Annotated in this window: 24 protein-coding genes and 7 tRNA genes; 19 read left to right on the plus strand and 12 right to left on the minus strand. The window is 72.3% G+C overall.

Annotated features, from left to right (window positions below; translation table 11 throughout):
- Positions 1–187 precede the first annotated feature (187 nt).
- Both cobA and AC07GB_RS26705 read left to right on the plus strand, forming a co-directional pair.
- Positions 188–1489 carry a uroporphyrinogen-III C-methyltransferase gene (gene cobA / locus AC07GB_RS26700; protein ID WP_478849674.1) on the plus strand — a complete coding sequence of 434 codons (1302 nt, stop codon included), beginning with the start codon at positions 188–190 and terminating at the stop codon, positions 1487–1489.
- A gap of 70 nt (positions 1490–1559) precedes the next feature.
- The gene (locus AC07GB_RS26705; RefSeq protein WP_478849676.1) at positions 1560–2387 is read left to right on the plus strand and encodes a TrmH family RNA methyltransferase; all 828 of its coding nucleotides are present in this window, start codon (positions 1560–1562) and stop codon (positions 2385–2387) included.
- Positions 2388–2417: 30 nt separating this feature from the next.
- On the opposite strand, the gene AC07GB_RS26710 is transcribed toward AC07GB_RS26705, so the two are convergent.
- Positions 2418–3740, minus strand: coding sequence for a serine/threonine-protein kinase (locus AC07GB_RS26710; protein ID WP_478849896.1), 1323 nt, complete (start codon positions 3738–3740; stop codon positions 2418–2420).
- 196 nt (positions 3741–3936) lie between these two features.
- Between AC07GB_RS26710 and AC07GB_RS26715 the strand changes: the two genes are divergently transcribed.
- The 4 genes from AC07GB_RS26715 (at position 3937) to AC07GB_RS26730 (ending at position 6293) form a co-directional block, all read left to right on the plus strand.
- Complete coding sequence (locus tag AC07GB_RS26715; RefSeq protein ID WP_138958616.1) at positions 3937–4167, plus strand: hypothetical protein; 231 nt, start codon at positions 3937–3939, stop codon at positions 4165–4167.
- Positions 4168–4439: 272 nt separating this feature from the next.
- The gene (locus AC07GB_RS26720; RefSeq protein ID WP_366789760.1) at positions 4440–4643 is read left to right on the plus strand and encodes a hypothetical protein; all 204 of its coding nucleotides are present in this window, start codon (positions 4440–4442) and stop codon (positions 4641–4643) included.
- Between the two features lie 300 nt (positions 4644–4943).
- Positions 4944–5864 (plus strand): phosphotransferase family protein, encoded by a 921-nt coding sequence (locus tag AC07GB_RS26725; protein WP_478849678.1) that lies wholly within the window; start codon positions 4944–4946, stop codon positions 5862–5864.
- 123 nt (positions 5865–5987) lie between these two features.
- The gene (locus tag AC07GB_RS26730) at positions 5988–6293 is read left to right on the plus strand and encodes a TFIIB-type zinc ribbon-containing protein (RefSeq protein ID WP_478849680.1); all 306 of its coding nucleotides are present in this window, start codon (positions 5988–5990) and stop codon (positions 6291–6293) included.
- 56 nt (positions 6294–6349) lie between these two features.
- Here the strand turns inward: AC07GB_RS26730 and AC07GB_RS26735 are convergent.
- The 5 genes from AC07GB_RS26735 to AC07GB_RS26755 all read right to left on the minus strand — a co-directional run bounded on the left by AC07GB_RS26735 (position 6350) and on the right by AC07GB_RS26755 (position 6853).
- A tRNA-Val gene (locus tag AC07GB_RS26735) sits at positions 6350–6424 on the minus strand.
- Positions 6425–6467: 43 nt separating this feature from the next.
- Positions 6468–6539: transfer RNA gene (locus AC07GB_RS26740), tRNA-Val, on the minus strand.
- A gap of 54 nt (positions 6540–6593) precedes the next feature.
- A tRNA-Val gene (locus tag AC07GB_RS26745) sits at positions 6594–6665 on the minus strand.
- Between the two features lies 1 nt (position 6666).
- Positions 6667–6740, minus strand: a tRNA-Cys gene (locus tag AC07GB_RS26750).
- A 40-nt stretch (positions 6741–6780) separates the two neighbouring features.
- A tRNA-Gly gene (locus AC07GB_RS26755) sits at positions 6781–6853 on the minus strand.
- A gap of 156 nt (positions 6854–7009) precedes the next feature.
- Here AC07GB_RS26755 and AC07GB_RS26760 point away from each other — a divergent pair.
- From AC07GB_RS26760 to AC07GB_RS26770, 3 genes are all read left to right on the plus strand, one after another.
- Positions 7010–8053, plus strand: coding sequence for a chorismate-binding protein (locus tag AC07GB_RS26760; RefSeq protein ID WP_478849682.1), 1044 nt, complete (start codon positions 7010–7012; stop codon positions 8051–8053).
- Entirely contained in the window at positions 8050–8871 is an 822-nt protein-coding gene (locus AC07GB_RS26765; RefSeq protein WP_478849684.1) for an aminotransferase class IV, read from the plus strand. Before AC07GB_RS26760 ends, AC07GB_RS26765 begins: the two co-directional genes overlap by 4 nt.
- 65 nt (positions 8872–8936) lie before the next feature.
- Positions 8937–9761 (plus strand): GNAT family N-acetyltransferase, encoded by an 825-nt coding sequence (locus tag AC07GB_RS26770; protein ID WP_478849686.1) that lies wholly within the window; start codon positions 8937–8939, stop codon positions 9759–9761.
- A gap of 58 nt (positions 9762–9819) precedes the next feature.
- Here the strand turns inward: AC07GB_RS26770 and AC07GB_RS26775 are convergent, their stop codons facing one another.
- Positions 9820–10341 (minus strand): DsbA family protein, encoded by a 522-nt coding sequence (locus AC07GB_RS26775; protein ID WP_478849688.1) that lies wholly within the window; start codon positions 10339–10341, stop codon positions 9820–9822.
- A 185-nt stretch (positions 10342–10526) separates the two neighbouring features.
- Here AC07GB_RS26775 and AC07GB_RS26780 point away from each other — a divergent pair, with 185 nt between their 5' ends.
- On the plus strand, positions 10527–10964 hold the full coding sequence (locus tag AC07GB_RS26780) for a hypothetical protein (protein WP_478849690.1): 438 nt from the start codon (positions 10527–10529) through the stop codon (positions 10962–10964).
- 213 nt (positions 10965–11177) lie between these two features.
- A complete protein-coding gene (locus AC07GB_RS26785) occupies positions 11178–11348 on the plus strand; it encodes a hypothetical protein (RefSeq protein WP_478849692.1) in 171 nt (56 codons plus the stop codon).
- On the opposite strand, the gene AC07GB_RS26790 is transcribed toward AC07GB_RS26785, so the two are convergent.
- On the minus strand, positions 11322–12008 hold the full coding sequence (locus AC07GB_RS26790; protein WP_478849694.1) for a CGNR zinc finger domain-containing protein: 687 nt from the start codon (positions 12006–12008) through the stop codon (positions 11322–11324). The genes AC07GB_RS26785 and AC07GB_RS26790 overlap by 27 nt on opposite strands.
- Positions 12009–12214: 206 nt before the next feature.
- Entirely contained in the window at positions 12215–12628 is a 414-nt protein-coding gene (locus tag AC07GB_RS26795) for an SsgA family sporulation/cell division regulator (protein WP_003959770.1), read from the minus strand.
- A gap of 191 nt (positions 12629–12819) precedes the next feature.
- Here AC07GB_RS26795 and AC07GB_RS26800 point away from each other — a divergent pair, with 191 nt between their 5' ends.
- The 4 genes from AC07GB_RS26800 to AC07GB_RS26815 all read left to right on the plus strand — a co-directional run bounded on the left by AC07GB_RS26800 (position 12820) and on the right by AC07GB_RS26815 (position 14229).
- Entirely contained in the window at positions 12820–13266 is a 447-nt protein-coding gene (locus tag AC07GB_RS26800) for a TIGR02611 family protein (protein ID WP_478849696.1), read from the plus strand.
- 96 nt (positions 13267–13362) lie between these two features.
- Positions 13363–13434, plus strand: a tRNA-Val gene (locus tag AC07GB_RS26805).
- 179 nt (positions 13435–13613) lie between these two features.
- Positions 13614–14084, plus strand: coding sequence for an SRPBCC family protein (locus tag AC07GB_RS26810; RefSeq protein ID WP_478849698.1), 471 nt, complete (start codon positions 13614–13616; stop codon positions 14082–14084).
- 73 nt (positions 14085–14157) lie between these two features.
- A tRNA-Val gene (locus AC07GB_RS26815) sits at positions 14158–14229 on the plus strand.
- A gap of 62 nt (positions 14230–14291) precedes the next feature.
- Here AC07GB_RS26815 and AC07GB_RS26820 read toward each other — a convergent pair.
- Positions 14292–15017, minus strand: a complete 726-nt coding sequence (locus AC07GB_RS26820) for an exonuclease domain-containing protein (RefSeq protein WP_478849700.1) — start codon at positions 15015–15017, stop codon at positions 14292–14294.
- A 167-nt stretch (positions 15018–15184) separates the two neighbouring features.
- Between AC07GB_RS26820 and AC07GB_RS26825 the strand changes: the two genes are divergently transcribed.
- The 4 genes from AC07GB_RS26825 (at position 15185) to AC07GB_RS26840 (ending at position 19757) form a co-directional block, all read left to right on the plus strand.
- Positions 15185–15751, plus strand: a complete 567-nt coding sequence (locus tag AC07GB_RS26825; RefSeq protein ID WP_138958603.1) for a DUF4365 domain-containing protein — start codon at positions 15185–15187, stop codon at positions 15749–15751.
- Positions 15748–17019: a hypothetical protein gene (locus AC07GB_RS26830; RefSeq protein WP_478849898.1), complete on the plus strand. Its 1272-nt coding sequence runs from the start codon at positions 15748–15750 to the stop codon at positions 17017–17019. The genes AC07GB_RS26825 and AC07GB_RS26830 overlap by 4 nt, the downstream gene beginning before the upstream one ends.
- A gap of 119 nt (positions 17020–17138) precedes the next feature.
- Positions 17139–19118, plus strand: a complete 1980-nt coding sequence (thrS, locus tag AC07GB_RS26835) for a threonine--tRNA ligase (RefSeq protein WP_478849702.1) — start codon at positions 17139–17141, stop codon at positions 19116–19118.
- A gap of 78 nt (positions 19119–19196) precedes the next feature.
- Positions 19197–19757 (plus strand): HIT family protein, encoded by a 561-nt coding sequence (locus AC07GB_RS26840; RefSeq protein ID WP_478849704.1) that lies wholly within the window; start codon positions 19197–19199, stop codon positions 19755–19757.
- A 108-nt stretch (positions 19758–19865) separates the two neighbouring features.
- On the opposite strand, the gene AC07GB_RS26845 is transcribed toward AC07GB_RS26840, so the two are convergent.
- Both AC07GB_RS26845 and AC07GB_RS26850 read right to left on the minus strand, forming a co-directional pair.
- Positions 19866–21521, minus strand: a complete 1656-nt coding sequence (locus AC07GB_RS26845) for a hypothetical protein (protein WP_478849706.1) — start codon at positions 21519–21521, stop codon at positions 19866–19868.
- 213 nt (positions 21522–21734) lie between these two features.
- Positions 21735–23951 (minus strand): elongation factor G-like protein EF-G2, encoded by a 2217-nt coding sequence (locus tag AC07GB_RS26850; RefSeq protein WP_478849708.1) that lies wholly within the window; start codon positions 23949–23951, stop codon positions 21735–21737.
- Positions 23952–23956 lie beyond the last annotated feature (5 nt).

Consider the following 23956-nt stretch of genomic DNA (forward strand, 5'->3'; position numbering starts at 1 on the left):
CGGCACCGGGCGGGGCAGGGGCACGCTCCTGCCCCGAGCCCCTGCCAGGGGCGCGGGCGCACCCGCGCCCGCCCCGCCCGTGCCCCCGCTCCCGCCGTACGCTGATGCCACCTCTAAAATCCGCACGTCAGGGCCGCTCCAGAGCAGTAGCGCCCACTGTCCCGCCCCGACGAGGAGCCGCACCGCCATGGCCGTACACCCCGCCTACCCCGTAGGCCTCCGCCTCACCGGCCGCCGCGTCGTGGTCCTCGGCGCGGGGCAGGTGGCCCAGCGCCGTCTGCCCGCCCTCGTCGCGGCGGGCGCGGACGTCCACCTCGTCTCGCCGTCCGCCACCCCGTCGGTGGAGGCGATGGCGACCGGAGGAGAGATCACCTGGCACCGGCGCAGGTACGAGGAGGGCGACCTCACCGACGCCTGGTACGCCCTGATCTCCACCAGCGACCCCGAGGCCAACACCCTGGCGTCCGCCGAGGCGGAGCGGAACCGCGTCTGGTGCGTCCGCTCCGACGACGCCGACGAGGCCACCGCCTGGACCCCGGCCACCGGCCACAGCGCCGGCGTGACCGTCGCCGTCCTCACCACGGACGCCAAGGAGCGCGACCCCCGCCACACCGCCGCCATCCGCGACGCCGTGGTGGAGGGCCTGCGCGACGGCACCCTGGTGGCCCCGCACCACCGCCGCCCCCGGGCCATCGGCTCCGACCGCGCGGGGGAGACCCCGGTCACCGGCGCCGTCTCCCTCGTCGGCGGCGGCCCCGGCGACCCGGACCTGATCACGGTCCGCGGCCGCAGGCTCCTGGCCGAGGCGGACGTGGTCATCGCCGACCGCCTGGGCCCGCGCGACCTGCTCGCCGAGCTGCCGCCGCACGTCGAGGTGATCGACGCGGCGAAGATCCCGTACGGCCGCTTCATGGCGCAGGAAGCCATCAACAACGCGCTGATCGAGCACGCCAAGCAGGGCAGGACGGTGGTCCGCCTCAAGGGCGGCGACCCCTACGTCTTCGGCCGCGGCATGGAGGAGCTACAGGCCCTGGCCGAAGCGGGCATCCCCTGCACCGTGGTGCCCGGCATCTCCAGCTCGATCTCGGTGCCGAGCGCCGCGGGCATCCCGGTCACGCACCGGGGCGTGGCCCATGAGTTCACCGTGGTCAGCGGCCACGTGGCCCCCGACGACGAGCGCTCGCTCGTCGACTGGCCCGCCCTGGCCAAGCTGCGCGGCACCCTCGTCATCCTGATGGGCGTCGACAAGATCGGCCGGATCGCCGAGGCGCTGACCGCCCACGGCAAGCCCGCCGACACCCCCGTCGCACTGATCCAGGAGGGCACGACGGCCGCCCAGCGCCGCGTCGACGCCACCCTGGCCACGGTCGCCGAGGCCGTGCGCACCCACGAGGTGAAGCCCCCGGCGGTCATCGTCGTCGGCGACGTGGTGGCCGTGGGCGCCGCCGGCACCGCGGACACCGAAGCCCACGAGCCCCGGAACCCATAACCGTAACCAGCGGTAACGGACCCCTCCCGCTGCCGTTGGCACCACCCCCTGGACAAGGCAGTATCACCCTGTGGCCGATCTCAGCAGCATCGAAACCATCGAGGACCCGGACGACCCGCGCCTGCGCGACTACACCGGCCTGACCGACGTCGAGCTGCGCCGCAGGCGCGAGCCCGCCGAAGGCCTGTTCATCGCCGAGGGCGAGAAGGTGATCCGGCGCGCCAAGCTCGCCGGCTACGAGATGCGGTCGATGCTGCTCTCCGCCAAGTGGGTGGACGTCATGCGCGACGTCATCGACGAGGTGCCCGCCCCGGTCTACGCGGTCAGCCCCGAACTCGCCGAGCGGGTCACCGGCTACCACGTGCACCGCGGCGCCCTCGCCTCCATGCAGCGCAAGCCGCTGCCCACGGCCGGTGAACTCCTGCGGACCCACCGCCGCGTGGCCGTGATGGAAGCCGTCAACGACCATACGAACATCGGCGCGATATTCCGCTCGGCGGCCGCCCTCGGCATGGACGCCGTCCTGCTCTCCCCGGACTGCGCCGACCCCCTCTACCGCCGCTCGGTGAAGGTCTCCATGGGCGCGGTCTTCTCCGTGCCGTACGCCCGTCTGGACTCCTGGCCCAAGGGCCTGGAGGGGGTGCGCGAGGCGGGCTTCAACCTGCTCGCCCTCACCCCGGACGAGAAGGCCAAGACCCTCGACGAGGCCGCCCCCCACCGCATGGAGCGCGTCGCCCTGATGCTCGGCGCCGAGGGCGAAGGACTGTCACGGCAGGCCCTGGTCGCCGCCGACGAATGGGTGCGCATCCCGATGGCGCACGGCGTCGACTCCCTGAACGTGGGCGCGGCGGCGGCAGTGGCCTTCTACGCCGTGGCGACGGGCCGCCCCACGCCCTGACCCGTCAGCGGGCCGGACGCGCGGCGGCGGTCACGAACCGCTGTCGTGCGTCGAACGTACGTCGCTGACGCCCTGCTCCTGACGGACGTCACCGAGCCCGCGCGCGGGCCCCTGGCACCCCTGCGCGGCGGCGATCCCCAGCGCCACCAGCAGCGTCACGACCACGAACACGAAGAGCCGCTGCCGCAGCAGCCGGGGGTTGGCGGGCCGCAGCCGGGTGCCGGTCGTGCGCGGCCCCTGCCGTCCGGTGTTGCTGCGCGGCCCGGTCCTACCGCTGGAGCCCCGGGTGCCGCGCGGCGCGGGCGGCCGCGAGCCGCCGGTGCGTGAGCCGCCGGTCTTGGAACCGCCCGTACGCGGATCGCCGTCGCGGGAGCCACCGGTCCTGGGCGAGCCGGTGCGCGGCGGGGGAGTGCCCGGCGCCGCGCGGCGCTGCGTGCGCTGGTCGGCGTACTCCTCGGCGAGGCGGCCCGTCGGGCGCTCGTGCTGCTCCTGGCGCGGCGCGGGCGGGCGCACGTCGCCGAGCCCTTGCGCCTCGCGGGCCGCGATCTCCTTCAGGCGCAGCGACAGTTGGAGCGTGCTGGGACGTTCCTCCGGGTCCTTCGCGAGACAGGCCCGCAGCAGCGGCGCGAGCGCGTCCGGCACGCCGCGCAGCTGGGCCTCCTCGTGGACGACCCGGTAGAGCATGACCTCGGAACTGCCGTGCCCGAAGGGAGAGTCCGCCATCGACGCGTACGCGAGGGTCGCCCCGAGCGCGAAGACGTCCGTGGCGGGCGTGACGGCGGCGCCGCGCACCTGCTCCGGCGCGAGGAAGCCGGGCGAGCCGACGGCCGTGCCGACGTGCGTCAGGGTCGAGGCGCCGGTGGCCCAGGCGATCCCGAAGTCGATGATCCGCGGCCCCTTCGGGGACAGCAGGATGTTCGACGGCTTGAGGTCCCGGTGCACCACACCGGCCTCGTGCACGGCGACGAGCCCCTCGGAGAGTGCGGCGCCGACGACGGCGACCTCGGCGGCGGCCAGCGGCCCTTCGGCGGCGACCTTGTCGTGCAGGGAGGGACCGGGCACGTACTGCGTGGCGAACCAGGGCCGCTCGGCCTCCAGGTCGGCGGCCACGAGCCGGGCGGTGCACCCGCCGCGGATGCGCCGGGCGGCCGAGACCTCCCGGGCGAAGCGCGAGCGGAACTCCTGGTCCTCGGCCAGGTCGGGCCGGATGACCTTCAGCGCCACACGCTGCCCGCGACGGTCGGAGCCCAGGTAGACGACACCCATCCCGCCGGCGCCCAGCCGCCTGTGCAGCCTGAACGAGCCGACGACACGCGGGTCCTCGCGCCTCAGGCGCATCATCGCCATGTTCATCCCCGCTGCCCGGTCCGTCTGACGAGCCACAGCTTACGTTTCCACGGCCCGGGCCGTGCAGAGGCCGCGCCCTCGCGGGCCGATCGATTGTCAGTGCCCGGTGCGAAACTTGAAAAGTGGTCAGGTGGCGCGCGCCCAGGGCTCATCGCCGTCACCCGCACCCCCAACCACCCACCGTCGAAGGGGGATTGATCCCGTGAAGGGTGATCGCGTGGAGATAGTCGTGGACGCCGGGGACACGACGCGTACGTACGAAGTGGTGGCGAGCAGGGCGGGCCGCCGCGTGGAGACCGCCGTCCGCAGGGGAGTGGTGGAAGTGAGCGAAGTCACCCGCAGTGGCTCTGTCGTGCGCACCGCGCGGTTCATGGCGACCCGCGTCCTGGCCCTGGTCGAGCAACCCGTCCCGAGGGAGGACAGCTCCGAGTGAACCGGACGTCCCCTCGGGGAAGACCCTGAGTCCTGGGAGGGACCTAGGTCTCCGTCTCCACCCACGGGAGTACTTGTGTGACGAGCGGTCATCCTCCGGGAGGCCCGGCAATCGATACGAGGGCATGACGTGCGCCACGCCCCGCACGCCTAAATTTGAGGTCAAGCGGCGGGTGCAGCACTCGTCCCCCGAGGTCAGACACCCGCCGCTGCCAAGAACCTCCGTGCACCAAGAACCTCTGTGCACGACAAAGTCAGGAAGGGAGAGCGGCCATGGCGGACACCGCGCCGCGGACGATGATCCGCACCCGGGGACGCAGGCTCTCCACCCTGGGCGTCCGGCCGTCCGGTACCCGGCACCCGCTGGTGGCCACGCTCATGGTCCTCCCCCTGGCAGCCCTGCTGATCGTCGCCTTCGGCGGCTGGGACGCAGTGCTCACACAGGCGTCGTCCGTGGGCGAGATGCTGGGGCGCTGAGCGGCGCCCCAGGCCCGGAAGAGCGGTCCGGGCGGGGACATCCGGCCATGAAACCCCGTGGGGACGGGGGTGCGGCGGACGGCACACAGCCCGCGCAGCTGGGGAGCTGCGCGGGCTGTTCTTTTCCCCGCCCGTAAGGGTCGGGAGGCCCCCAGGCCCAGGGGAGCATCCCCAGGGGCGGACCAGGGGCGGACCAGGGGCGGACCAGGGGCGGACCAGGGGCGGACCAGGGGCGCCCCCGCCCAGCCCCACCCCGTACGCTCACCGCACACCGGCACACCCGCATCCCCCAGGACCGCCGTGACCCTCCTCCCCGCCCTGGCCGGCCACGCCGAGCTACGGGCCCACACGCCCGCCCCGCACGCCTGCCCCTGCGCACCGCGCGCCGCCGTTCTGGCGGACCGCCCCGACGCCGCCGTCGTCCGCCACGCGGCCGTCGTGGCCAAGGCCCACGCCCCCGGAACCCCCGAGCCCCCGCTGCGGGCCCGCCTGGCCGTCGCGGCCCACCCCGCCCTCGCGGACACGCTCCTGGCCCCGCTGCGGCCCCACCCCACCCGCCTGCACGGCCGCCTGGTCACGCTCTGGCCGTACGGCACCCCCGTGGACCGGGACGACCCGGACGCCGCCCCCTGGGAGGCGGCAGCCACCCTCCTGGCCCGCCTGCACCGCACGCCGCCCGCGCGGCCGGCGCCCGGCCTGCCGCCCATGAAAGGCCCGGAGAAGGCGGCCCGGGCCCTCGCCCGCCTGCGTGCGGCGACGGCCACGGCCCCGCACCCGGACGCCCCCGCCGTCGAGGGCGCCTGGGCTGCCCTGCCCCCCTGGGCCCGCGCCGAGGCCCCGACACCGGGCCCGTCGTACCTGTGCCACGGCGACCTGCACCTGGGCCAGCTCGTCCGCGCCCCCGAAGGCCACTGGCTGCTGATCGACATCGACGACCTGGGCCTCGGCGACCCCGCCTGGGACCTGGCCCGCCCGGCCGCCTGGTACGCCTGCGGCCTGCTCGGCACGGCGGAGTGGACGAGGTTCCTGGACGCCTACCGCGCGGCGGGCGGCCCGGCCGTCCCCGCCGACGGCGGCGACCCGTGGCCCGTACTCGACGTCCCGGCCCGCGCGCTGACCGTGCAGACGGCCGCACTCGCGATCGCCAAGGCGACAGCCGAGGGCCGCGCCCTGGACGAGGTGGAGCAGGACGTCGTCGACGCCTGCCGCCGGATGACCTGACGACCGGATGACCGTCGTACCTCCCGATCAGGCACCCGTCGCCCCCCACGTAGGGTGCGACGCAGCGAAGCCGGGCAGACATCCGGCGAACCTGTCACGACCGGCGAGGAGTTGAGCCGCCCCATGCACTGTCCCAAGTGCCACGCAGCGATGCACACGTACAACCGCAACGGCGTCCAGATCGAGCAGTGCAGCAGCTGCCGCGGGATATTCCTCGACTACGGCGAGCTGGAGGCCCTGACGCGCCTGGAGAGCCAGTGGAGCGGCCACCAGGTCCCGCCCGCGCCGCCCGTGCCGCCCGCGCCCCAGAGCTACCCCGCCGCGCCCGCCCCCGCCTGGGGCGCCCCGCACCACGGCCACCACGAGCACCACGGACATCACGGGCACAAGCGGCACAAGAGCTTCGGCCACATGCTGTTCTCGTCCTGAGAGCCGTACACACGACGAAGCCCCCGGCCGATGAACGGCCGGGGGCTTCGTGGAGGTGGTGCGCGATACTGGGATTGAACCAGTGGCCTCTTCCGTGTCAGGGAAGCGCTCTCCCGCTGAGCTAATCGCGCGGGACCATCGGCGAGTGTATACCCGCAGGTGGAGGGTGCTGCGTGCGCGATACTGGGATTGAACCAGTGACCTCTTCCGTGTCAGGGAAGCGCTCTCCCGCTGAGCTAATCGCGCGGGGAAACCTCTGCGTGATCGAAGGCCCGAGAGCCTCATGATCAGAGATTCCAGTGGACGATACTGGGATTGAACCAGTGACCTCTTCCGTGTCAGGGAAGCGCTCTCCCGCTGAGCTAATCGTCCTTGGAGGTGGAGACGGGATTTGAACCCGTGTAGACGGCTTTGCAGGCCGTTGCCTCGCCTCTCGGCCACTCCACCAGGAGTACGGGGTTTCGGGATGATCCCCCGCGTTCCTGCGAGCGGACGACCAGGTTCGAACTGGCGACCTCAACCTTGGCAAGGTTGCGCTCTACCAACTGAGCTACGTCCGCTTGTCTTTCCCGGTCCGCTTCCGCGTCCCGGCGACGTGTTGAACTCTAGCGGATTCCCGGGCCAGTACAAAAACGCGTTTGCGCAGCGTGCTGCGCTGCCGCCCTGGTCACCCGGGCCCGGGGCGCCGCAAGAGCGCCGGTCATAGACTCGCAGCCGTGCACGACCTGCCTCCTCTGGCCCGCTTCGGCGGCCTCGTCGCGACCGATCTACGGGACGTGACCAGCGACCCTTCCGCCCTGGACAGCAGCGGCTTCTGGGCCGTCTGCGCGGACTTCGACGGCCGCCTGGTGTGCGCCCGCTTCGGGCGGGTGCGCGAGGAGCCGGTGCCCGCGCCCGTGCCCGGCGCCTGGCACGGCCCGGCGGCCGGCGACTGGACGTCGTCGCTCGACCGCGCCGCGTATACGGACGGCGTACGCCGGATCCGCGCGCACATCGCGGCCGGGGACGTCTACCAGGCGAACCTCTGCCGCGTCCTGTCCGCGCCCGTCCCCGACGACGCCGACATCGACGCGCTGACCGCCCTCCTCGCGCGCGGGAACCCCGCTCCCTACGCCGGAACGATCCGCCTGCCCGCGCACGGCGTGGAGGTCGCCACCGCCTCGCCCGAGCTGTTCCTGCGCCGCGCGGGCGGCGTCGTCGAGTCCGGGCCGATCAAGGGCACCGGCCGGACCGAGGCGGACCTCCTGGACAAGGACTACGCCGAGAACGTGATGATCGTGGACCTCGTCCGCAACGACCTCGGACGCGTCTGCGGGACCGGCACCGTGACCGTGCCCGACCTGTGCGTCGTCGAGAAGCACCCGGGCCTGGTCCACCTCGTCTCCACCGTCCGCGGCGAGCTGCGCCCCGCGGCGGGCTGGCCGGAGCTGCTCGGCGCCGCCTTCCCGCCGGGCTCCGTCACCGGCGCCCCCAAGTCCAGCGCCCTGCGGATCATCGACGCCCTGGAGACGGCTCCCCGCGGCCCCTACTGCGGCGGCGTCGGCTGGGTCGACGCCGACCGGGGCACGGCCGAGCTGGCCGTCGGCATCCGCACGTTCTGGATCGACCGCGCCGACAACGCCCTGCGGTTCGGCACCGGCGCCGGCATCACCTGGGGCTCCGACCCCGAGGGGGAGTGGCGCGAGACCGAGCTGAAGGCCGAGCGGCTGCTGGCGGTAGCGTCAGGAACGTACGAACCAACGGGAGGGACCCCTTCGTGAAGATATGGCTCAACGGCGGCCTGCACGACCTCGAATCCGCGCGTGTCTCCGTCCTCGACCACGGCCTGACCGTCGGCGACGGCGTCTTCGAGACGGTGAAGGCGGTCGCCGGACGGCCCTTCGCGCTCACCCGCCACCTCGACCGGCTCGCCCGCTCGGCACGCGGCCTCGGCCTGCCCGAGCCGGACCTGGACGAGGTCCGCCGCGCCTGCGCCGCCGTCCTGGACGCCAACCCCATGGCTCTCGGCCGGCTGCGCCTGACCTACACCGGCGGCCTCTCCCCGCTCGGCTCCGACCGCGGCGACCACGGCCCGACCCTCGTCGTCGCCCTCGGCGAGACCACGCGCAGGCCCGACTCCACCGCCGTGATCACGGTCCCCTGGACGCGCAACGAGCGCGGCGCGCTGACCGGCCTGAAGACCACCTCGTACGCGGAGAACGTGCTCGCGCTCGCCCGCGCCACCGAGCGGGGCGCGACCGAGGCGCTCTTCGCCAACACCGTGGGGCGGCTGTGCGAGGGCACCGGGTCGAACGTCTTCGTCGTCCTCGACGGCGAGATCCACACGCCGCCGGTGGCCTCCGGCTGTCTCGCGGGCATCACGCGCGCGCTGGCCGTCGAGTGGACCGGGGCGCGCGAGACCGACCTGCCGTTCGACGTCCTGGACCGGGCGGAGGAGGTCTTCCTCACCTCCACGCTGCGTGACGTGCAGGCCGTCCACCGCGTCGACGGCCGTGACCTGCCCGGCGCCCCCGGCCCGGTGACCGCCAAGTCCATGCGGGTCTTCGCCGAGCGCGCCGCCGACGACCTGGACCCGTAGGGGACCGGCCCGGCCGACGGGAAAAGCAGATGACGCGGGGGCGCGGGATGGGTACAACTCCCGTGATGACCACCACTCTGCGGCCGGCCGGGCCGCTCCAGCAGAGCACGGACGGCGCGAAGTCACGTACGTACGACGTGTGCGTGAACAGCCGCCCCGTCGGCCGGATCCAGCTGGCCACGCACTCCGTCTTCGGCCCCCGCGTCGCCGAGATCCTGGACCTGCGGATCGACGAGCGGGACCGCCGCCGGGGCCGCGGCACCGTGGCGGCCCTCGCCGCCGAGGAAGTGGCGCGCGGCTGGGGCTGCTCCCGCATCGAGCTGAAGGTGCGCGCGGGCGCCCCGGGCGCACTCGACCTCGCCACCGCGCTCGGCTATGTGGAGCGCAACCGCAACATGTCCAAGGCGCTGCCCCTGACACCGCCCCCGCTGCCCGACGGCGTACGGGCGCGCCCCATGGCGGACGCCGAATTCACGCACTGGGCGGCGCACGCCACGGAGGCCTACGCCCGCGACTGGATCGAGCGCGGCGTCCCCGAGGCCGAAGCCCGCGACAAGGCGGCACGGGAATACGCGCGCGCCCTGCCCGACGGGACGGCCACCCCGGGCGCCCGCCTGAGCGTCCTGACCGAGGCGGACACGGCGGTGGGCACCCTGTGGCTCGCCGAGCGGAACGGCGAGATGTTCGTGTACGACGTCGAGGTCCGCGAGGAGTACCGCGGCCGCGGCCACGGCCGGTCGCTGATGCTCGTCGCCGAACGGCAGGGCCTGGAGGCGGGCGGGACCCACATCGGCCTGAACGTGTTCGCGGGCAACACCGCGGCCCTGCGCCTGTACGAGTCGCTCGGCTACGAGGTGGACGCGTACTACCTGTACAAGCCGCTGCTCTGACCCCCTCCGGGGCCCGGCTGCCGCGCCGGCCGCCGGCCCCCGGAGGCGGCCGGCGCCGTCAGCCCTGCGCGAGCAGGCGGTCGGTGATCTCCTCGACGCGCTCGCGCAGGCCGTCCTGGCTCTTGCCGCCGTCGAGCCGCTCACCGCCCACGACGTACGTCGGCGTCCCGGTGACCCCGATGGCCTTGCCCTCGGCCTGGTCGGCGTCGACGATCAGGATGTGCCGGCCGTCCACCAGGGCGGTGTCGAACTCCTCGGCGTCCAGGCCCAGTTCCCCCGCCACCTCCACCAGGAAGGGTTCTCCCTTACGGTCAAGCTCCTCCACCCGGGCCAGGACCGCCTCGACGTACTCCCAGCCCTTGCCCTGCTCCAGGGCCTCCTCGGCGGCCTGCGCGGCGGCGAAGGAGTGCCGGTGCTTCTCCAGCGGGAAGTGGCGCAGACGCAGCTCGGCGCGGTCGCCGTAGCGGTCCCGCAGGGCGCGCACGTCGCCCAGGGCGGTGCGGCAGTCGGGGCACTGCAACTCGCACCAGACGTCGATGACGACGGGGCTGGCGGGGCCGGTGGTGGAAGAGTCGTTCATGCGCACAGTCTCCCAGGCGACCGCCCGCCGACCGGCACCTGGGGAGGAGGGCCGACCCGGATATCTCCCTGATGTCCTCCTGCGTCGTGGCTACGAGGCCCCGGCCAGGTGCAGGATGGAAGGGACAAGCGTGACCACACCGTGCCCGCGCGACCGCACCACACCCGCACGCCTGGAGGACCGGGATGATTGCCGAGACCATCTGCTCCGCCGTCGCCGCGGCCGGCCTTGGCATAGCCGCCGTCACGGCGTACCGCAAGCGCTTCCTCGCCGCGGCCCGCCTCGCCGCCTATGCCCTGGTCCCGCTCGGCCTGGTCATGACGGGCGCCGTCGAGTGGGCGGCCGAGACCGCGTTCAGCCCGGTCGCCTGGGCGGGTTTCGGCGTCCTCGGCGCGGCCTGGCTGCTGTTCATGGGCACGCGCTCGGCCGAGCGCCGCTCGGGCGGCACCCGCAAGGAGCGCAAGGCGGCGGCGAAGGCGGCCCAGCGCGACGCGGTCGCCCCCGCCGCCTCCGCCCCCTCCCTCGGCGCGGGCGCCAGGCCCGCGCCCGAGCCGAAGAAGACGGCGGCCCCCGCGGAGGACTTCAGCGACATCGAGGCCATCCTCAAGAAGCACGGCATATGAGCCGAGACAAGCAGCACGACAGCTGAGCAGCGCCCGTCACCCTGAGGGGTCCCCGCGTCACCCTGAGGGGTCCCCGGTTCGAGCGTATCCACGGACACCGTTCGCAGGTACGCCACGCCGGGCCCACCAAGGTCACGGAATGCGGCGAACTGCCGCTCCGACCGGGCGTGTTGGTCAGTGCGGGGGTGCGGGCTGGGTCATCATCACGGCGAGATGCTGGACACCACCACACAGAGCGAACCCGCCCCGCCCGACGGGCACGGAACCGCCGACGAGCCGCGAGGCTGCCTCTTCGCCCTCTCCCAGCCCCCGCTGATGATCTTCCTGGCGGTGATCGGCTGCCTGCTGCTCATGGCCTCACTGCACGACCTGCTCCTGCTGTAGGCCCCGCTCCAGGCGTGCCCGCTCGTCCGTGTCCCGCTCAAGCCCGCCGCCCTCCAGCGCGCCCTGCTCCGGCACGTTCTGCTCCAGGCCCGCCGCCTCCCGGCGCCGGGCCCGGTAGGCGGCGACGTGCAGACGGTTGCCGCAGGTGCGGCTGTCGCAGTAGCGGCGCGAGCGGTTCCGGGACAGGTCGATGAAGGCGCGGCGGCAGTCCGGCGCCTCGCAGCGCCGCAGCCGCTCCTGCTCGCCCGCGACGACGAAGAAGGCGAGCGCCATCCCGCAGTCCGCCGCCAGGTGGTCGGCCACGGAGGCGCCCGGCGCGAAGTAGTGCACGTGCCAGTCGTAGCCGTCGTGGTCGGTCAGGCGCGGCGTGGTGCCCGCCGCGGCCACCAGCTCGTTCAGCAGGGCCGCCGCGACATGCGCCTCGGCGGCCGCGAAGACCTCGGCGAAGCGGGCGCGGACGCGGTGCACCGCCGCCAGGTCCCGCTCCGTGAGCGCTCCGACGTCACTGATCGAGTGGTTCCGCACGAACTCGCGCAGGGCCGCGACGTCCGCCAGGCCCTCGGCGCCGCCACCGCCCTCGTCGTCCGGGTCGTCCGGCGCGGAGTTCACCAGATCGACCACGGCGTCGAGCGCGCACCTGGTGTCATGGGTGATCAGCACGATTCGCTCCCTGGCCTCATGAGGGTCGGGCGGGCGCCCGCCTGATGCTGGCCGATGCTAGCGGCTCACGCCCCGCGCGCCACGGCGCCGGAGCCGCGGAGTGCCGCGGCACCGGCGCCGGTGTCTGCTGTGCCTGCTATGTCGTTGTCGTACCCACGCCGTCTCCCCGAGTCGGACGGCGGTGAGCGGCTCCCGGACCGGCCGGACTAGCTTTCGGCCAAAATGTGCGAGAGCTCCGTGTCGAGATCGAAGTGACGATGCTCCGTGCCGGGCGGCACGGCCGCGTCGGTACGCTTCAGGAACGATTCCAGGGCCCGCGCCGGGGCCTCGAGCAGAGCCTCTCCCTCGGGGGAGCTGAGGGCGATGCAGACGACGCCCTGACCGTGGCTGCGGGACGGCCAGACTCGGACGTCGCCGGTGCCGGTGGGCCGGTGGAGGCCCTCGGCGAGGAGGTCGCGGGCGAACACCCACTCGACGGTCTCCTCGGCTCCGGTGTGGAAGGTGGCGTGCACGGCATAGGGATCGGCCGTGTCATACCGCAGTCCCGCGGGTACAGGCAGTGAGGACTCGCTCGACACAACGAGGCGCAGGTGCAGCTCGCAGCTGACCGTGGTGTTCATAAGCGCCAAGGCCTTTCGCTCAGTGTGCGCTCGGGGATTCGCACGTCGGCGAAATCGACATGCCACCTACGGTGCCGTTGTAAACCCCTCTGAGAGTTTTGGGTGTCTTTAGGTGGCTCGTATGGCGGACTGTCCGAATGGTTCGTACGGCCATTCCGGTGACGGGTTTCCGTCCGGTAGGGTTTGGCGGCATGAATACGGGGAGTAACGAGCCGACGGTGGCCCAGGCGGCCGAGGGCGCGGCGGGCCCGACCAAGCCCGAGAAGCCCTTCGGGTCGCGGGCGCCGGAGTTCGTCAAGGCGCGTCGCGCACTGCACCTGAGCTGGCAGGTCGGCGTCTTCATCGTCGGCCTCGCGGTCGTCGTCGTGGGCATCATCATGCTGCCCCTGCCGGGGCCCGGCTGGGTGGTCATCTTCTGTGGCATGGCGATCTGGGCGACCGAGTTCGTCTGGGCGCAGCTGGTGCTCCGATGGACGAAACGGAAGGTCACCGAGGCAGCACAGCGCGCACTCGACCCCAGAGTGCGCCGCCGCAACATCATCCTCACGTCGATCGGCCTCGTGATCGTCGGGGCCCTCGCCGGCGTCTACCTTTGGAAGTACGGCCTCGAGATGCCGTGGAAGATCAACGATCAGTGAGCGCCGCCCCGGCGGGCCGGCCGAGGCCGCCGGGGGCCAGCTCGGTCAGGTGGTCACAAGCACCCTCTGACATGGGGTAATGTTCTCTCTGCGCCCGGGCGATTAGCTCAGTGGGAGAGCGCTTCGTTCACACCGAAGAGGTCACTGGTTCGAACCCAGTATCGCCCACCCGGGATTGTGGCCCGGAGGCTGGAAACAGCCTCCGGGCCACTGTCGTATTTGACGCCCTTTCACGGAATTCACGGGCCCCGCCGCACCGTCCGGAATAACTGCTTCCTATTTCTCCGAGTTGACGCCCCGTCGGAAACCGGGAGCGGAACGCGCCCCTCGGCGGCAGACTTGAAGCCATGGACTGGTGCCATTACCGCTTCCGCAGCGTATGGAATCTGCACGCCGAGCCCACCGCCGTCTATGCCGCGCTCGAACGCGCCGAGGACTACCCCGCCTGGTGGCCCCAGGTCCGCGAGGTCACCCCCATCGACGACCGCAGCGGCACCGCTCGCTTCCGCTCGCTCCTGCCGTACGACCTGGTGATCACCGCCCGCGAAAGCTGCCGGGACCCCGGGCGCGGCGTCCTCGCCATCACCATGACCGGCGACCTCGACGGCTGGGCGCGCTGGACCCTGACGCCCACGCCCGGCGGCGGCACCCGCGCGCGCTACGACCAGGAAGTCGACGTCCGCAAACCCCTCCTGCGCCGCCTCGCCGTGCCCGGCAGGCCGCTGCTCCGCCTCAACCACGCGCTGATGATGCGCGCAGGACGACGCGGTCTCGCCGCCCGCCTCGACCGGGAAGGACCGCAGGCGGCACGCCCCTGAGGGGCCGCGCCCGCCAGGAGGGCGGGCGGTTTGAAGGATCGGCGCCCGGACCTGTATTGTTCAGTGCGTTCCCGGGCGATTAGCTCAGTGGGAGAGCGCTTCGTTCACACCGAAGAGGTCACTGGTTCGAACCCAGTATCGCCCACCCGGAGAATGCCGGTCCGTCACCGACGGACCGGTTTTTTCATGCCCGGAGCCCGCCAGGGCTCAAGCGGCCGCGGGCAGTTCGGGCCGCAGCGGCCACGCCGGATCCACCGTCTCCGGCGACCCGCCGCGCGCGAACCACGTCTGCAACCCCCGCGCCTGCGCCGCGTGCCACACCGCTTGCAACGTATGCAGCTCGGCGGGCGAAAGACGGTCGAGCCGCGCCGCGAAACGACGGCCCAGAGCGCGGACGAGATCGAGCGCCGCCTGTGCGTCGGCCGCCGCGTCATGAGCGCCGCTCAGCTCGACCCCGTACAGCTCGCACAGGTCCGACAGCGTGCGCCGGCCCTTGCGGTACCGGTCCAGATGCCGGTCCAGGACCCGCGGATCGAGCACACACAGCGGTGAGGTGCCGACATAGCGCGAGAGCGACGAGGCGCGATGCCTGCGCAACTCCCGGTCCAGGAGCGTCAGGTCGAACGGCGCGTTCATCACCACCAGCGGCCGCCCCGCCGCGCCCTGCTCCGCCAGCTCCCGGCCTATTTCCTCCATCACCGGAGCCGGCCAGCGGCCGTTGCGCTCCAGATGGTCCTGGCTCAGGCCGTGCACCGCCGTCGCCGCCGCGGGGACCGGCACCCCCGGATTCACCAGCCAGCGTGTCACTCGCGGGCGGGCCCCCGCGCCGTTCTGCACGACGACGGCGGCCGACACGATCCGGTCGGTCTCCACGTCGACACCCGTCGTCTCCGTGTCGAATGCGGCCAAGGGCCCCTCGTACCAGCACGTCATCCCGACACAACTCCTCGATCAGCTACGGCAGTTGACCTCCGCTCCTGCCTCACGCAGGTGATACCCGGGCCGTTTGCGCCGAACCCGCCCAGGAGACAACACAGGTACGGAGCCCAGTGGTTGACGGCTCAAGCGGGGATTTCACCGGTTCGGAAGGCTTTCAGGACATGGCGCTCGCGCAGCCCGAACAGGGTGGGCTGCTGCCCGAGCGGATCGCACCGCCGCGCGGCACACTCGCCACCACCGCCTGCATGGAGACCCTTCAGGTGGGCTATCTGCACGCGGTCGCGGCAGCGGCCGGATGCTCCCTCTCGCAGCCCTTCCCGGACAACGGCATCGACTGGCACGTCAGCCACAGCGCCCCCGGCCACACCGTCGACGACGAGGTCACCATCAAGGTGCAGCTCAAGTGCACCTACCAGATCCCGCCCCACCCCAAGGGCCCCGCCTTCTCCTTCACCCTGGACAACGCCCACCTGGAGAAGCTCGCCCGCACCCCGGTATCGGTGCACAAAATACTGGTGGTCATGCTCGTGCCCCGGTCCCAGGACGACTGGCTGCGCGCCGGCCACGACCGCCTCGACCTGCGGCACTGCTGCTACTGGACCAACCTCGCCGGGCACCCCGTGACCGGCAGACGGAGGACCACCGTCCGCGTCCCCACCGCACGGATCTTCGACGACCGCGCCCTCTGCGAGATCATGACGCGCGTCGGCACGGGAGGGAGACCCTGATGCACCGCCCGATCGACGACCCCGCCCCCCTGCGCGGCGACGGCCCGGCCACCGCGCACCCCACCCGAGGGCTCCGCCGCCTACGGCCCCGCCCCGCCGAAGCCCCCGACGCGTGGTCCGAGCCGCCCGAGCCCGCCCACGTCGACCCCGCCGTACTCATCGCCCTCCTCCACCGGCACGGCTGGCAGCGCCGCGGCGGCGCCGCCGGACACTACTCCCGCTGGACCCCGCCGGGACCGGCCGCCCGCGGCACCAGCCTCCTCGTCCCCGAGAGCCGCGCCTTCCCCGACAGCGACGACCTCATCGGCGAAGCCCTCACCGCCCTCGCCCGCAGCTCCTCGCCCTCGGCCCGCGACGTACTCGTGTCGCTCACCGTGCCCAGCGACGAGATCCGCTGGTGGCGCGACGTCCCCGGCGGGCCCGCGGGCGCCGCGCCCTGGACCGTCGAGGAACACCTGCGCGGCGCCGCCCGGCAGATGCTCCTGGCCGGCGCCCTCGCCGCACGCGAGCGCGCCGGGTACCACGGCGCACGGCACCGCCGCCCCGCCGCCGCGGCCCTGGAGAACGTCCTCGTGGGGCCCGCGCCGGGCGGACGCCGCCTCACCGCCTTCGTACCGGTCTCCGCCGCCCGGCCCCTTGCCGTACGACTGCACCAGGCGCTGTACGCGGCCCGCGAGGCCGTCGACTACCAGCGGGCCACCGGCGGCATGGACGCCTTCGACGGAGCCGTCGCGGCAGGCGTCAGCCACGAGCTGATCGAGGCCATCGTCTTGCTCGTACGCGGCACCGAGGGCGCCCGCGTCCACGTCGAGTGGTCACCCGCCGCGGGCGTGCCCGAGGGCTGCGCGGCCACCACCGAGCCCGTCGAGTTCTCCCCGGGCGACCTCGCCGTCCTGCGCGAGGCCGGGGCCCGCTATCTGCGCGACGAGCCGTCCGTGCCGGTGCGCATCACCGGCGCCGTGGTGCGCATGCGGCGCTCGGGGCCGCGCGGCGCGGGCACGGTCCGGGTGCGGGTGCTCGCGGGCGCCGAGGTCCCGCACGTACGGATGTCCCTGGACGAGGAGTCGTACCGGATCGCGGGCCACGCCCATCTGGTCGGGCTGCCCATCCGGGTGCAGGGCCGCCTGGAGAGCCGCGGCGGCTTCCGCAGGCTCACCGGGGCCACGCAGGTGGTGCCGGTGCAGGTCGACGACGCCGAGCGGGACCGGCTGCTGAAGTCGCTCCAGGAGAACCTCGACTTCTTCGAGGAGGCGTGCAGCACCGACTGAGGGCGCCGGAGCGCGGGCCGCCCGCGGACAACCGTTTCGCGGTGGGCCCCACCGGCTCGGTACGATTCGTTGCGCGGGCAGGCGAGGACCTGCCGCACCCCCTCAGACAGGAGAGACCGGTGTCAGACGTCCGTGTGATCATCCAACGCGATTCCGAGCGGGAAGAGCGCGTGGTGACCACGGGCACCACGGCCGCCGAGCTGTTCGCGGGCGAGCGCACCATCGTGGCCGCGCGCGTCGGGGGCGAGCTGAAGGACCTCGCGTACGAAATGCAGGACGGCGAGGAGGTCGAGCCCGTCGAGATCTCCTCCGAGGACGGTCTGAACATCCTGCGCCACTCCGCCGCGCACGTCATGGCCCAGGCCGTGCAGGAGCTCTTCCCCGACGCCAAGCTCGGCATCGGTCCGCCCATCCGGGACGGCTTCTACTACGACTTCGACGTCAAGGAGCCCTTCACCCCCGAGGACCTCAAGCGCATCGAGAAGAAGATGCAGGAGATCCAGAAGCGGGGCCAGCGCTTCTCGCGCCGCGTCACCACCGACGACGACGCCCGCGTCGAGCTGGCCGACGAGCCGTACAAGCTGGAGCTGATCGGCCTCAAGGGCAATGCCGCGCAGGCCGCCGACGGCGCCGACGCCGAGGTGGGCGCGGGCGAGCTGACGATCTACGACAACCTGGACGCCAAGACCGGCGAGCTGTGCTGGAAGGACCTCTGCCGCGGTCCGCACCTGCCCACCACCCGGAACATCCCGGCGTTCAAGCTGATGCGCTCCGCCGCCGCGTACTGGCGCGGCAGCGAGAAGAACCCGCAGCTCCAGCGCATCTACGGCACCGCCTGGCCCTCCAAGGACGAGCTGAAGGCGCACCTGGAGTTCCTCGCGGAGGCCGAGAAGCGCGACCACCGCAAGCTCGGCGCGGAGCTGGACCTGTTCTCCTTCCCGGAGGAGCTGGGCCCGGGCCTCGCGGTCTTCCACCCCCGAGGCGGCGTCATCCGCAAGGTGATGGAGGACTACTCCCGCAAGCGGCACGAGGACTCCGGCTACGAGTTCGTGAACACCCCGCACATCTCGAAGGAGAAGCTCTTCGAGACCTCGGGGCACCTGCCGCACTACGCGGACGGCATGTTCCCGGCGATCGAGTTCGACGAGCAGAACTACCGCCTCAAGGCGATGAACTGCCCGATGCACAACCTGATCTTCAAGTCGCGCGGCCGGTCCTACCGCGAGCTGCCGCTGAGGCTCTTCGAGTTCGGCACGGTCTACCGCTACGAGAAGTCGGGCGTCGTGCACGGTCTGACCCGCTCGCGTGGGTTCACCCAGGACGACTCGCACATCTACTGCACCAAGGAGCAGATGGCCGAGGAGCTGGACAAGCTCCTCACCTTCGTCCTGGACCTGCTGCGCGACTACGGTCTGAACGAGTTCGAGCTGGAGCTGTCCACCCGCGACGACTCCGACAAGTTCATCGGCTCGGACGAGGACTGGGCCGAGGCCACCGAGGCGCTGCGCCAGGCCGCCGAGAAGCAGGGCCTGCCGCTGGTCCCTGACCCGGGCGGGGCCGCGTACTACGGGCCGAAGATCTCCGTCCAGGCGAAGGACGCGATCGGCCGGTCCTGGCAGATGTCGACCCTCCAGGTGGACTTCAACCAGCCGAAGAGGTTCGGGCTTGAGTACACCGCCGCCGACGGCTCGAAGCAGCAGCCGGTCATGCTGCACCGCGCGCTGTTCGGCTCGATCGAACGGTTCTTCGGGGTGCTCCTTGAGCACTACGCGGGCGCGTTCCCGGCGTGGCTCGCTCCGGTGCAGGCCGTGGGCATCCCGGTCGGGGACGCGCACGTGTCGTACCTCCAGGAGTTCGCGGAGGAGGCGAAGAAGCATGGGCTTCGGGTTGAGGTGGACGCCTCCTCGGACCGGATGCAGAAGAAGATCCGCAACGCACAGAAGTCCAAAGTGCCGTTCATGGTGATCGTCGGCGACGACGACATGAACGCGGGCGCGGTGTCCTTCCGGTACCGGGACGGGTCGCAGGAGAACGGGATCCCGGCCGAGGAGGCCATCGCCAAGATCCTGAAGGTCGTCGAGGAGCGCACCCAGGTCTGACGCCCGGCCGCGTTCAAGGCCTGCCGCGAGGGGCGGCCCCCACCGGGGCCGCCCCTCGTCGCGTGTCCGGTGGCGAATATGCTGGCCACCATGACGACTGAGCCGGAGCAGCAGATCGGAGTGGGGACGCAGGACGCGTTCCAGCGCCTGTGGACGCCCCACCGGATGGCGTACATCCAAGGCGAGAACAAGCCGACCGGTTCGGGGGCCGAGGACGGCTGCCCGTTCTGCTCCATCCCGGCCAAGTCGGACGAGGACGGCCTCGTGCTCAAGCGGGGCGAGCACGTGTACGCGGTGCTCAACCTCTACCCGTACAACGGCGGGCACCTGATGACGGTCCCGTACCGGCACGTCGCGGACTACACGGAGCTGACGGGTCCGGAGACGCTTGAGCTGGCCGAGCTGACCAAGCAGGCGATGACCGCGCTGCGCACGGCGTCCGGCGCGCACGGCTTCAACCTGGGCATGAACCAGGGCACGGTCGCGGGCGCGGGGATCGCCGCGCATCTGCACCAGCACATCGTGCCGCGCTGGGGCGGGGACACGAACTTCATGCCCGTCACGGCGCATACGAAGGTGCTGCCGCAGCTCCTGGCCGACACCCGCAAGATGATCGCGGAGGCGTGGCCCGCGGCGTAGGGCAGCGCCCCGAAGGGGCGCGGGGCGGTATCGACATGCGGCTCCGCCGCGTGGGCGCGACCGGCCACAGACGGCCCGCAGATTCCGAACCGCGCCCCCGCGGAGCGCTTACGCGCCGTAGACGTCCGCCTGGCGCGGCATCGGGTCCTGGATCGCGCCGCTGAGGAACGTGGCGCGGCCGCTGAAGCGGTCGGTGTTCACGCCGTTCTCCTCCAGGACCTTGATGGCGGCCGTGTGGACGACGCGCAGGACCGGAGTCGCGGCGCGCAGCGCGTCGTCGGCCATGAAGCGGTGCCGCCAGGGCTTGTCCGCCCAGGCGTGGCGCAGGCCGAAGGGTTCGGGCAGGACGAGCTTGCCGCCGAGGTAGTCCAGGATCGGCGGGTACCAGGTGAAGGGGGCGCGGACGGCGAGGCGCACCACTTCCTGGGCGTCGACGAGCGGGAGGTTGCGCGTGGTGGTCTCCCAGAACTTGATGGTCTTGCTGACCGTCTTGGTCTTGGGGGAGGGCTTGCTGGTGAAGAGGGAGTGCACGGGGCCGAGGGCGTGGCCGGTGACCTCGATGCGCAGGGTCTCGTGCAGGACCGTCACCGTGATCAGCATGGTGATGACGAGCTGGCCGTCCCAGAGGGTGAACTGCACGCCCAGGTAGTGGCGGTCGCCGCTGCCGAACTGCTGCTCGTTGCAGATGCGCTGTATTTCGTGGCCCTTGATCTGGAAGGCCTCGACGTCCGTGCCGGAGGGGCGGGACACCGAGCCGGCGTTCTCCCCGACGGGGGTGACGATCCAGTGCCTTATCGACGGGGTGGTGAAGCCGCCGGTGTGCAGGGGGCCGCGCTCGAGCATGCGGAGCTGGTCGTGCACCGCCCGTATGACGTCCCAGCTGCGGAAGGGGTTGATCTCCTTGCCGTCCTCGCGGGGGACCAGTTCCTCGGCGAGCTGCCAGCTGCCCCAGCGGGTGCCCATGCCCAGTATGCCCTTGGGGCCCGCGTAGAAGACGGAGTTGCTCTGCTGCTCGGCGGAGAGGCGGGCGAGGCCCTGGCGCAGGCGCTCGGCGGAGGCGTCGCCGGGGCTGCCGGGCACGGCTTCGGGGATCTTCGCGCCGATGCCGCCGCCCGAGAGGAGGGCGCTCCAGCGCTCGCGCAGGTCCTTGGCGGTGCCTTCGGCTATGTGCTTGGCCCAGAACCAGCCGACGACGGGTACGACGGGGCACAGGCGCAGATACCAGGCCAGGAGGCCGTGGAAGGGCAGTTTGACGAGGAGGATGACCACGACGACGCCGATGGCGACGAGGAGGGCCGTGGCGATGGCCTGGGTGCGCTTGTCCTTCTGCTTGGTGATCCAGCGGCGGGCGGTGAAGACCAGCAGCCAGGCGAGCAGGCCGGGCAGGAAGAGCAGTCCGCACACGGCCATGACGAGGGTGAGCCAGCTGTCGCGGTGGCGGCGGATGCCGGTGGCGGCGAGGCAGTGCTCGACGACCGACTGGGGGTCGATGCCGAAGGCCTGGATGAGGGGGCTGCGGGCGCCGCCGAGCATGCGCACCTGGACCGTTCTGGCGAAGGCCTCGCCGAGGCTCGGCTTGAACAGGGACCACAGGCCCGGTTTCACCACGGACTTGTGCCAGTCGCTGTTGGCCTTGAGGATCTCGTCGACCTCGCCGTCGCGGTAGGCCGCGGAGGCCAGCGCGTGGGTGGCCGCGGTCTGGCCCGCGGCGCCGGAGAGCGGCACCTGGGCCCCCGGCCTGAAGTCGAATGCGTCGTCCGCCACCTGCCGCCCCCATCGCCGCGCCGCTGACCGCCGCGGCCCTTCCCGATTGCGTTGTTTCCCGACTGCGCGGCCCGGCACACCTGTTGACCTGGCCGGTACGGCTGTTGATCAGGTCATCAGCGTATCGGGGCGTGCCGACATCCGTCAGGGGTCGGCGGAATGCCGCCCGCGAGGAAGAGGCGGAGCGGGCGGCATTCGGCCAGTGGGGCTCAACTAGGCGGTGTCCTGGGCCTGTTCGCGGATCCGCTGGGCCAGTTGCGGGGGCATCGGTTCGTGCCGGGCGTAGCGGCGGCTGAAGCGGGCGGTGCCCTGGGAGAGCGATCTGAGGTCGACGGTGTACCGGCCGATCTCGATCTCGGGCACCTCCGCGCGTACGAGGGTGCGTCCGCCTGGTGCCTGTTCGGTGCCGACGACGCGGCCGCGTCTGCCGGACAGGTCGCTCATGACGGCGCCCACGTATTCGTCGGAGATGAGGACCTGGACGTCGGCGACGGGTTCTAGGAGGTGGATGGTGGTGCCCGCGGCGGCTTCGCGCAGGGCCAGGGCGCCGGCGGTCTGGAAGGCGGCGTCGGAGGAGTCCACGGAGTGGGCCTTGCCGTCGAGGAGCGTGACGCGTACGTCGATGAGCGCGTAGCCTGCGGCGACGCCCTTGGCGGCCTGGGCGCGGACGCCCTTCTCCACGGACGGGATGAACTGGCGCGGTACCGCTCCGCCGACGACCTTGTCGACGAATTCGATGCCGCTGCCTCCGGGCAGGGGCTCGACCTCGATCTCGCAGATGGCGTACTGGCCGTGGCCGCCGGACTGTTTGACGTGGCGGCCGCGCCCGGCGGACTTGCCCGCGAAGGTCTCGCGCAGGGACACCTTGTGCGGGATGACGTCGACCTGGACGCCGTAGCGGCTGCGCAGCCGCTCCAGGGCCACGTCGGCGTGGGCCTCGCCGAGGCACCACAGGACGACCTGGTGGGTGTCCTGGTTCTGTTCGAGCCGCATGGTGGGGTCCTCGGCGACGAGGCGTGAGAGGCCTTGGGAGAGCTTGTCCTCGTCGGCCTTGCTGTGTGCCTGGATGGCGAGGGGCAGGAGCGGGTCGGGCATGTCCCAGGGCTCCATGAGGAGCGGGGTGTCCTTGGCGGAGAGGGTGTCGCCGGTCTCCGCGCGGGTGAGCTTGGCGACGCAGGCCAGGTCGCCCGCGATGGCTCGGGAGAGGGAGCGCTGCTGTTTGCCGAAGGGCGCGGAGAGGGCGCCGACGCGCTCGTCGACTTCGTGGAGGTCGCGTTCCTCGTGGCCGCGGTCGACGAGGCCGTGGCCGCAGACGTGCACGGTCTCGTCGGGGCGGAGGGTGCCGGAGAAGACGCGTACCAGCGAGATCCGGCCGACGTAGGGGTCGGACGCGGTTTTGACGACCTCGGCGACCAGGGGCCCTTCGGGGTCGCAGGTGAGGGCGGGCCTCGCCTTGCCGTCGGGGGTGGTGACGGTGGGCGCGGGGCGCTCCAGGGGAGTGGGGAAGCCGCCGGTGACCAGTTCAAGGAGTTCGACGGTGCCGATGCCCTGGCGGGCGCCCTCGGCGGCCGGGGCGGCGGCGAGCACCGGGTGGAAGATACCGCGGGCGACGGCCCGCTCCAGGTCGTCCACGAGGGTCTTGTAGTCGATTTCCTCGCCGCCGAGGTAGCGGTCCATGAGGGACTCGTCCTCGCTCTCGGCGATGATGCCCTCGATGAGCTTGTTGCGTGCCTCCTCGATGGCGGGCAGCTGGTCGGCGCCGGGTTCGGACTCCTTGCGTTCGCCCGAGGCGTAGTCGTAGACGCGCTGGGACAGCAGTCCGATGAGCCCGGTGACGGGTGCGTGTCCGTCCGGTCCCGGCTCGCCGTGCAGCGGCAGGTACAGCGGGAGCACCGCGTCGGGGTCGTCGGCGCCGAAGGCCTCGGCGCAGGTGCGCGTCATCTGCGTGAAGTCCGCGCGCGCGGATTCCAGGTGGGTGACGACGATGGCCCGGGGCATGCCGACGGCCGCGCACTCCTCCCAGACCATGCGGGTGGCGCCGGTGATGCCTTCGGCGCCCTCGGCCGCCGAGACGACGAAGAGGGCCGCGTCCGCCGCGCGCAGACCGGCCCTCAGCTCGCCGACGAAGTCGGCGTAGCCGGGCGTATCCAGGATGTTGATCTTGTAACCGCCCCATTCGACGGGGACGAGCGAGAGCTGGACCGAGCGCTGCTGCCGGTGCTCGATCTCGTCGTAGTCGGACACAGCCGTGCCGTCCTCCACGCGGCCCGCCCGGTTCACCGCCCCCGCGGTCAGCGCGAGGGCCTCCACGAGTGTCGTCTTGCCCGATCCGCTGTGGCCGACCAGCACCACATTCCGTACGGACGCGGGGTGGTCGGCCGTCGCTGCCCTGCCGGCGGCTCCGGGGTGTGCGTTCGCCTTGTCGCCCATGCCTT

The organism is Streptomyces sp. NPDC045778 (assembly GCF_056431945.1).

What these genes read in the sequence shown, in the direction of transcription:
- AC07GB_RS26730 (WP_478849680.1), top strand. Translation starts at nt 5,988, where the DNA reads ATGCACTGTCCCAAGTGCCACGCAGCGATGCACACGTACAACCGCAAC.
- AC07GB_RS26800 (WP_478849696.1), top strand. Translation starts at nt 12,820, where the DNA reads ATGAATACGGGGAGTAACGAGCCGACGGTGGCCCAGGCGGCCGAGGGC.
- AC07GB_RS26785 (WP_478849692.1), top strand. Translation starts at nt 11,178, where the DNA reads ATGCTGGACACCACCACACAGAGCGAACCCGCCCCGCCCGACGGGCAC.
- AC07GB_RS26770 (WP_478849686.1), top strand. Translation starts at nt 8,937, where the DNA reads ATGACCACCACTCTGCGGCCGGCCGGGCCGCTCCAGCAGAGCACGGAC.
- cobA (WP_478849674.1), top strand. Translation starts at nt 188, where the DNA reads ATGGCCGTACACCCCGCCTACCCCGTAGGCCTCCGCCTCACCGGCCGC.
- AC07GB_RS26810 (WP_478849698.1), top strand. Translation starts at nt 13,614, where the DNA reads ATGGACTGGTGCCATTACCGCTTCCGCAGCGTATGGAATCTGCACGCC.
- AC07GB_RS26780 (WP_478849690.1), top strand. Translation starts at nt 10,527, where the DNA reads ATGATTGCCGAGACCATCTGCTCCGCCGTCGCCGCGGCCGGCCTTGGC.
- AC07GB_RS26825 (WP_138958603.1), top strand. Translation starts at nt 15,185, where the DNA reads ATGGCGCTCGCGCAGCCCGAACAGGGTGGGCTGCTGCCCGAGCGGATC.
- AC07GB_RS26850 (WP_478849708.1), bottom strand. Translation starts at nt 23,951, where the DNA reads ATGGGCGACAAGGCGAACGCACACCCCGGAGCCGCCGGCAGGGCAGCG.
- AC07GB_RS26840 (WP_478849704.1), top strand. Translation starts at nt 19,197, where the DNA reads ATGCTGGCCACCATGACGACTGAGCCGGAGCAGCAGATCGGAGTGGGG.
- AC07GB_RS26820 (WP_478849700.1), bottom strand. Translation starts at nt 15,017, where the DNA reads ATGACGTGCTGGTACGAGGGGCCCTTGGCCGCATTCGACACGGAGACG.
- AC07GB_RS26795 (WP_003959770.1), bottom strand. Translation starts at nt 12,628, where the DNA reads ATGAACACCACGGTCAGCTGCGAGCTGCACCTGCGCCTCGTTGTGTCG.
- AC07GB_RS26710 (WP_478849896.1), bottom strand. Translation starts at nt 3,740, where the DNA reads ATGAACATGGCGATGATGCGCCTGAGGCGCGAGGACCCGCGTGTCGTC.
- AC07GB_RS26720 (WP_366789760.1), top strand. Translation starts at nt 4,440, where the DNA reads ATGGCGGACACCGCGCCGCGGACGATGATCCGCACCCGGGGACGCAGG.
- AC07GB_RS26775 (WP_478849688.1), bottom strand. Translation starts at nt 10,341, where the DNA reads ATGAACGACTCTTCCACCACCGGCCCCGCCAGCCCCGTCGTCATCGAC.